Annotated in this window: 7 protein-coding genes; 4 read left to right on the top strand and 3 right to left on the bottom strand. The window is 41.0% G+C overall.

Features of this window, described 5'->3' with window-relative positions; all coding sequences use genetic code 11:
- The 3 genes from CYK47_RS14875 to dsbD form a co-directional block, all read right to left on the bottom strand.
- Positions 1 to 155: helix-turn-helix domain-containing protein (locus CYK47_RS14875; protein WP_164709231.1), on the bottom strand; the 155-nt coding region annotated here is incomplete at its 3' end.
- Positions 156 to 297: 142 nt separating this feature from the next.
- Positions 298 to 462: a hypothetical protein gene (locus CYK47_RS15545; protein ID WP_164709230.1), complete on the bottom strand. Its 165-nt coding sequence runs from the start codon at positions 460 to 462 to the stop codon at positions 298 to 300.
- Positions 459 to 2,411, bottom strand: a complete 1,953-nt coding sequence (gene dsbD / locus CYK47_RS14870) for a protein-disulfide reductase DsbD (protein ID WP_122902559.1) — start codon at positions 2,409 to 2,411, stop codon at positions 459 to 461. Before dsbD ends, CYK47_RS15545 begins: the two co-directional genes overlap by 4 nt.
- A 107-nt stretch (positions 2,412 to 2,518) precedes the next feature.
- Between dsbD and CYK47_RS14865 the strand changes: the two genes are divergently transcribed.
- The 4 genes from CYK47_RS14865 to CYK47_RS14850 all read left to right on the top strand — a co-directional run.
- Positions 2,519 to 3,196: a response regulator gene (locus tag CYK47_RS14865; RefSeq protein WP_122902558.1), complete on the top strand. Its 678-nt coding sequence runs from the start codon at positions 2,519 to 2,521 to the stop codon at positions 3,194 to 3,196.
- Positions 3,183 to 4,556 carry an ATP-binding protein gene (locus CYK47_RS14860; RefSeq protein WP_122902557.1) on the top strand — a complete coding sequence of 458 codons (1,374 nt, stop codon included), beginning with the start codon at positions 3,183 to 3,185 and terminating at the stop codon, positions 4,554 to 4,556. Before CYK47_RS14865 ends, CYK47_RS14860 begins: the two co-directional genes overlap by 14 nt.
- Positions 4,557 to 4,919: 363 nt before the next feature.
- A complete protein-coding gene (locus CYK47_RS14855) occupies positions 4,920 to 5,366 on the top strand; it encodes a hypothetical protein (RefSeq protein ID WP_122902556.1) in 447 nt (148 codons plus the stop codon).
- Between the two features lie 24 nt (positions 5,367 to 5,390).
- Positions 5,391 to 5,532, top strand: a 142-nt coding sequence (locus CYK47_RS14850) for a transposase (RefSeq protein WP_016165541.1), incomplete at its 3' end; no start/stop codon positions are given.

Below are 5,532 nucleotides of genomic sequence, written 5' to 3'. Positions count from 1 at the left end.
TCGTAGCGGATACGTTCATTTTTAGCGAACATTTCAAACGATTTAGCAAGAACTTGATTCCACACAAAACGAGCAGAACCTATTGCTTGATTAAGCAATATTTCCTGTTCTTTATTAGGCAAAAGCCCAAATTTATAGTGTTGTGAAATCTTCATTAAATCATTGTTTATAAAGGGATTGGTGTAAATAGATTATAGCAAATTAAAGCACTACAATAAAGATAATATTAGATTATTTATGGCTATCGCCACTCGCTTATGTCCCCCACCTGACTGTCGGTGGGGGTCTTACGCTCGATCAAGATAAATCTTGGCTACTGTGTCTGCCCGCATGAGACCAATGATATTTCTTTGCCACAAAGCGAATCAACAAACTGGTTAGCATCAAGGCCAATAAGATGACCAACAAAGTCCATGGCAGCATCAAAGGTCCGATATGCACAGCATCGCTTGACAGCATCATGGCGTTAATCCCTTAATTTGCTGCATGCGATTGAGTAGTTGCACTGCGCTAAAAGTTCCTGTTAAACGTAAATCGCGTTGCTCTTGGTGGGCTGAGTTTAAAAAAATAAAAGTCGGTGGACCTAAAATTTGCCATTCTTTAAGTAAGTCATCTTGACTCGCATGATATTCGGTCAGGTCCAATTTAATCCGCAGTACATTCTGTAGAGCACTTTGAACATCACTACGCGGAATGACGTCTTTTTCAATCGGCTGACAAGCTATACACCAATCGGCATAAACATCAATCACCACAGCTTGATCGGGGTACTGCGCCAATAATGCTTCTAATTGCTGCGCTTGATTCACTTTGTGCCAAATTACACGCGTATCTAACTGTTCAGTTTGGCTATGTTGCCATGCCTGATACACATGCACACTTGCGCCATAAGCGAGAGCCGTACTCAACAAAATAATCAAGACTTTAAAGACGGGTTTATCCAAGTGTGCCTGTACTTTAAAGAGTAAGTACAGGGCCAGCGCCAATAGCACAGCAGCTAATAGGCCTAAATACAACAAAGTTGGTAGTAAAGGACGGGCAAAATATAAAGCCAAGGCTAACATGACAAAACCAAAGGCAAATTTTAGGCGATCCATCCACACGCCTGGTCTTGGTAAATACTGTGCGCCAAACACGGCCGCAATAAACAGTGGCAAGCCTAAACCTAAACCAAGAACAAACAGATAGCTCGCCCCCATCGCAGGTTGATTCAACTGAGAGACAAATAATAATGCCCCTGCTAAAGGTGCACTCATACAAGGCCCAACGATTAATGCTGCCAGCACACCCATCAAGGCAGCGCCCATCAAGGTACCGCCTTGCTGTTTTTGTTGCCATCGATCTAAGCGTTGCAAAAGACCCTGTGGCAAAGACAACTGAAATGCACCAAATAAATTCAAGGCAAAGGCGATAAATAGCACACTAAACAAGCTAATAAATAGGGGACTTTGGAACCAGCGCTGGAAGCTATAGCCCAATTGCGCCACTGCGAACCCCATCAAGGCATATACGGCTGCCATTCCAAACACAAAAGCTAATGCAATTCCTGCGGCACGATAGCCACGATGCTGCTGTACCAAAATACTTGATAAGATTGGAATGAGCGGTAATGAACATGGTAAAAATGCCAATAACACGCCTAAACCTAAAAAGATCAATAAATTAAAGACTAGATTCTGTTCAGATAATAAGGTGAAAAAGAACTGATCATTATTCCATTGCTGACTCAAGGATTCAGCATCACTTGCTTGTGCTGATGTAGCGCTAGCAGATATAACTGGCTGTTGCTGCATATTCAAGGCAGGACTGCTTTCATCTGTTGCTAATGCCCCTGCATCAGGCATGCTGCTTGACTGGCTATCTGCTGCTATGGGCTCTGGGCTAAGATTGGCTTCATCGGGTTCAGGCGCTTGTATGGTTGCATTTTTTATAGGGTCGCTTGCTGGCAACAAGGTGGTTTGGGCTTTAGGCTCAAAGAGCTGCGGTTGCTGAGTCAACTGTTGAGCTGGCAACAAACCATCATCATCGGTCTGAATCGTGGTACGTTGAACAGGATAGCATAAACCACTTTCGGCACAGCCCTGCCATTGCACCGTAAAGGTTTGCTGCGGTTGTACGGTCATTGTGGTTTTGACTTGCCCATAATGGACTTGAGTTAAACCAAAATTTGGATCATCTTTGTCTTGCGCTTTTGGCAAGGTCAAGCTTACAGGCCGTTGCTGTTGCGTCACTTTAAACTGATCATGATACAGATAATAACCATCGGCAATTTTCCATGTCAGTTCAGCCTGATCTTGACTAATAGACACCGCCTGAAACTCAAAGGCTTGATCAGGCGGCAAAAAATCAGCATACGCTCCTGCTCCCCATAATCCTGAGCTAAGAATAAGACCTTTAAGCCATTGCGACATATCTATTACCTACTTCTTTTTGCACTGCAATTATTCACAATCTAAAATTAAGACAGCATTAACACGACAAACTTTCGTTACAATACACCCATTAAACAGGAGAGCACATGTTTATTGTATTGGTGGAGGATGATCCTTATATTGCACAAAGTATTGTGGCAGCCTTAGAATTTTTAAACATTTCTGTCGAGCATACGAGTACTGCTCGGGCAGCAGATTATTTCATTCGTCACAGTGCGGTGGATTTATGTATCTTGGATTTGGGTTTACCTGACCAAGATGGCTTAAGCTTATTACAAGCATGGCGCCGTGATCAAATTGATGTACCTGTCTTGGTCTTAACTGCTCGCTTACGCAGTGAACATTGTGTACATGTACTCAATGCAGGCGCCGATGATTATTTAAGTAAACCTTTTGAATTAGATGAGCTAATTGCTCGTATTTATGCCTTAGGCCGTAGATCACGCGGGTTTTCCTCAAATCTTGTGCAATTTGGGAGCTTGAGCTTAAATCGAGATCGTCAAGAAGTCTATTATCAACAACAAAAGGTGCAGTTATCACGGCGTGAATTTAGTCTATTAGAAACTTTTATGCATCATCCGCATCAAGTGCTTAAGAATGAACAACTCATAAACAAGCTGTATGGTTATCAAGACAGTATTGAAAGCAATGCGCTCAATGTGCATATCTATCATTTACGCCAAAAATTACATCCCGATAGGATTCAAACGCTGCGTGGTGTGGGTTATATATTTAAGCCTGAGCCGCTGTATGAATCAGCGTAGCTTAAAAAAACGTTTGGTCATCAGCCTCTTGGTGGTGTTTGTCAGTTTGTGGAGCTTGGTCTTTATATGGCTATATATTGACCTTAAGCAGCGTTTACAAGATACCCTTGACCAACGTTTATTGGCTTCAGCACAGATGGTGGCCAGACTCCTACAACAATTGCCCTTGCATCATTTTGAGGCCGCATTAGAGACTCAACAACAATCCAATGATCCACAGCACTTGATTGCCTGCGAGGTATCTTTACTAAGTGCTGATGTTGCACTAGGTCAACATATCATTGCGAAAACGCGTGGTGCACCACCGACTTTAAGTCAGCAGAACTTAGGCTTTAGTACTTGGTCACAACATGGGGTCAAGTGGCGTAGCTACGTATTGCGCAAAGGGGATATTCAGGTGGTGGCTGCTGAACGATTAGTGTTACGTGATGCACTGCTGCAGCAAATTTTGCGATCCGTGTTAATTCCATTGTTATTGTCACTCTTCGTATGTATTGGCTTAATCATTCTGATTATTCGTAAAGAATTTTTGCCATTGGATCAAATGAGTGAGCATCTAAGTCATCCAAAATTAAGTTTGCAGGATATTAATAGCTATTTAAGTCAGATTGATCCTAAAACTGTACCACAAGAAGTGAAACCCTTTGTAGACAATAGCATCCAACTCATTCAACGCCTGTCTTCAAGCTTGGTACAGGAACAAGCCTTTAGTGCCTATGCAGCACATGAGTTACGCAGCCCATTAACTGCGATTAAAACCAATTTGCAATTGGCGGTCATGATGACCAAGCAGCAAGATATTGCAGAAAACATTCAACATCATTTACAGCAGGCAGATGAGAGTATTCGACGTTATGCTGCCTTACTCGAACAACTTTTACTACTGACACAATCTGAAAATAGCGTCACACATCCGAGCCATGCTGAGCCTGTAGTACCTCTCTTAGAACATGTCCAAGCTACACTCGAAACATACTATCCGCAAATTCGCCAAATGCTATGGGTTGATTGGCAAAGTTTAGACAGCTTGAATCTGCCTGCGATGGTGATTTTCACCCTGTTAAAAAATCTCATTGAAAATGCGCTTTTACATGCCCAAGCCACACAGATCAGTATTTTTATGCAAGAGCATAAGCTCATTATTTTGGATAATGGCACAGCCTTACAGCCAGAAGATCTTGCCTGTTTAGGGCAACGTTTCTGGCGTAAATCCTCTGAGCAAGCTGGACATGGTCTAGGTTTAGCTTTAGTGCAAGCATTGTGTAAACAATATCATTATCAAATTTTGTTTGCTGTAAATAAGCCCTCTGGATTAAGGGTGGAAATATTCGCTCAACAATGCTTAGATGGCGCTGAGTGATCAAACATATTTTTGATAGCAGTACTGCACCAACGATGACGGTGTCAAACTCCATTAACTCAGGTTAGATCTGCTCTTTTTTCAACACACTTTAGCATTATCGTTTTCATGCATGATCAACAATTATAGAAATAATGACATCTTCTATACTTCTGAAAACTGATTGCTATAGAGGTTGAGTGGATCTATAGCCTTTACCCTATTCTAGAGTCTAATTTCAAAAACTAAAATATTAATAAAATGTGTATAGCATATGTAAAAAAATGCTTAAAATTTCACTATAGCTCTTTATTTCCCCTCTGTTTTGTTGATTAATCAAACCATCTATCGTAAAAATTTTACCTAGCAACATTGGATATATTGATGTTAAAACACTATGACGAGATCGATAAAAAATTTGGCCGTGCACGCTTATCGTCTTGGAATAGCATTAAAAATGCAGAGATACGTATTCATCCCGATTTCATAGGAATATCTCGATGCTATCGAGAAATATTTAAGGCTTTAGAACATAATTTAACCAACGTTAACCATGCGCAACACTTACATGTATGGCAGCTTAAAAAATCTTCTACTTATTACTTAATGTATGACTTCCATTATTATTTTCAACACCAACGCCTTCCAAATAAAAACTTAAAAATAAAAATACGCACTTTACCCACGACCACTGAAGATTTAAACGCTTTGCAAGAGTTCAGTAGCCGTAAATTTATAAACACACTTAGCTCGCATCGCTACAAGATAGAGCGAATACACCCTGATCCTAGCCAAAATAATGGACAGCACGTCCCTCTAAAGATAACGTAACTTTAATCTTTGGAGATTCAAGAAATGGCTAAACGTTTTAGTCCTGAATTTAAACAGCAAGCGATTGATTATGCACTTTCAAACTCCCACGAACCTATAGCTGCAATCGCCCAGAAATTAGGTGTGGGTTATTCAACTTTAGACAAATGGATTCGTGAAGCCAATC

Source organism: Acinetobacter sp. B51(2017), from assembly GCF_003711395.1.
GTDB lineage: Bacteria > Pseudomonadota > Gammaproteobacteria > Pseudomonadales > Moraxellaceae > Acinetobacter.
Note: the sequence above shows the minus strand (reverse complement) of the source record. Positions and strands in the feature narration are given on the sequence as shown.

Coding starts and splice junctions, on each gene's coding strand:
- CYK47_RS15545 (WP_164709230.1), bottom strand. CDS start 462: ATGATGCTGTCAAGCGATGCTGTGCATATCGGACCTTTGATGCTGCCA.
- dsbD (WP_122902559.1), bottom strand. CDS start 2,411: ATGTCGCAATGGCTTAAAGGTCTTATTCTTAGCTCAGGATTATGGGGA.
- CYK47_RS14865 (WP_122902558.1), top strand. CDS start 2,519: ATGTTTATTGTATTGGTGGAGGATGATCCTTATATTGCACAAAGTATT.
- CYK47_RS14860 (WP_122902557.1), top strand. CDS start 3,183: ATGAATCAGCGTAGCTTAAAAAAACGTTTGGTCATCAGCCTCTTGGTG.
- CYK47_RS14855 (WP_122902556.1), top strand. CDS start 4,920: ATGTTAAAACACTATGACGAGATCGATAAAAAATTTGGCCGTGCACGC.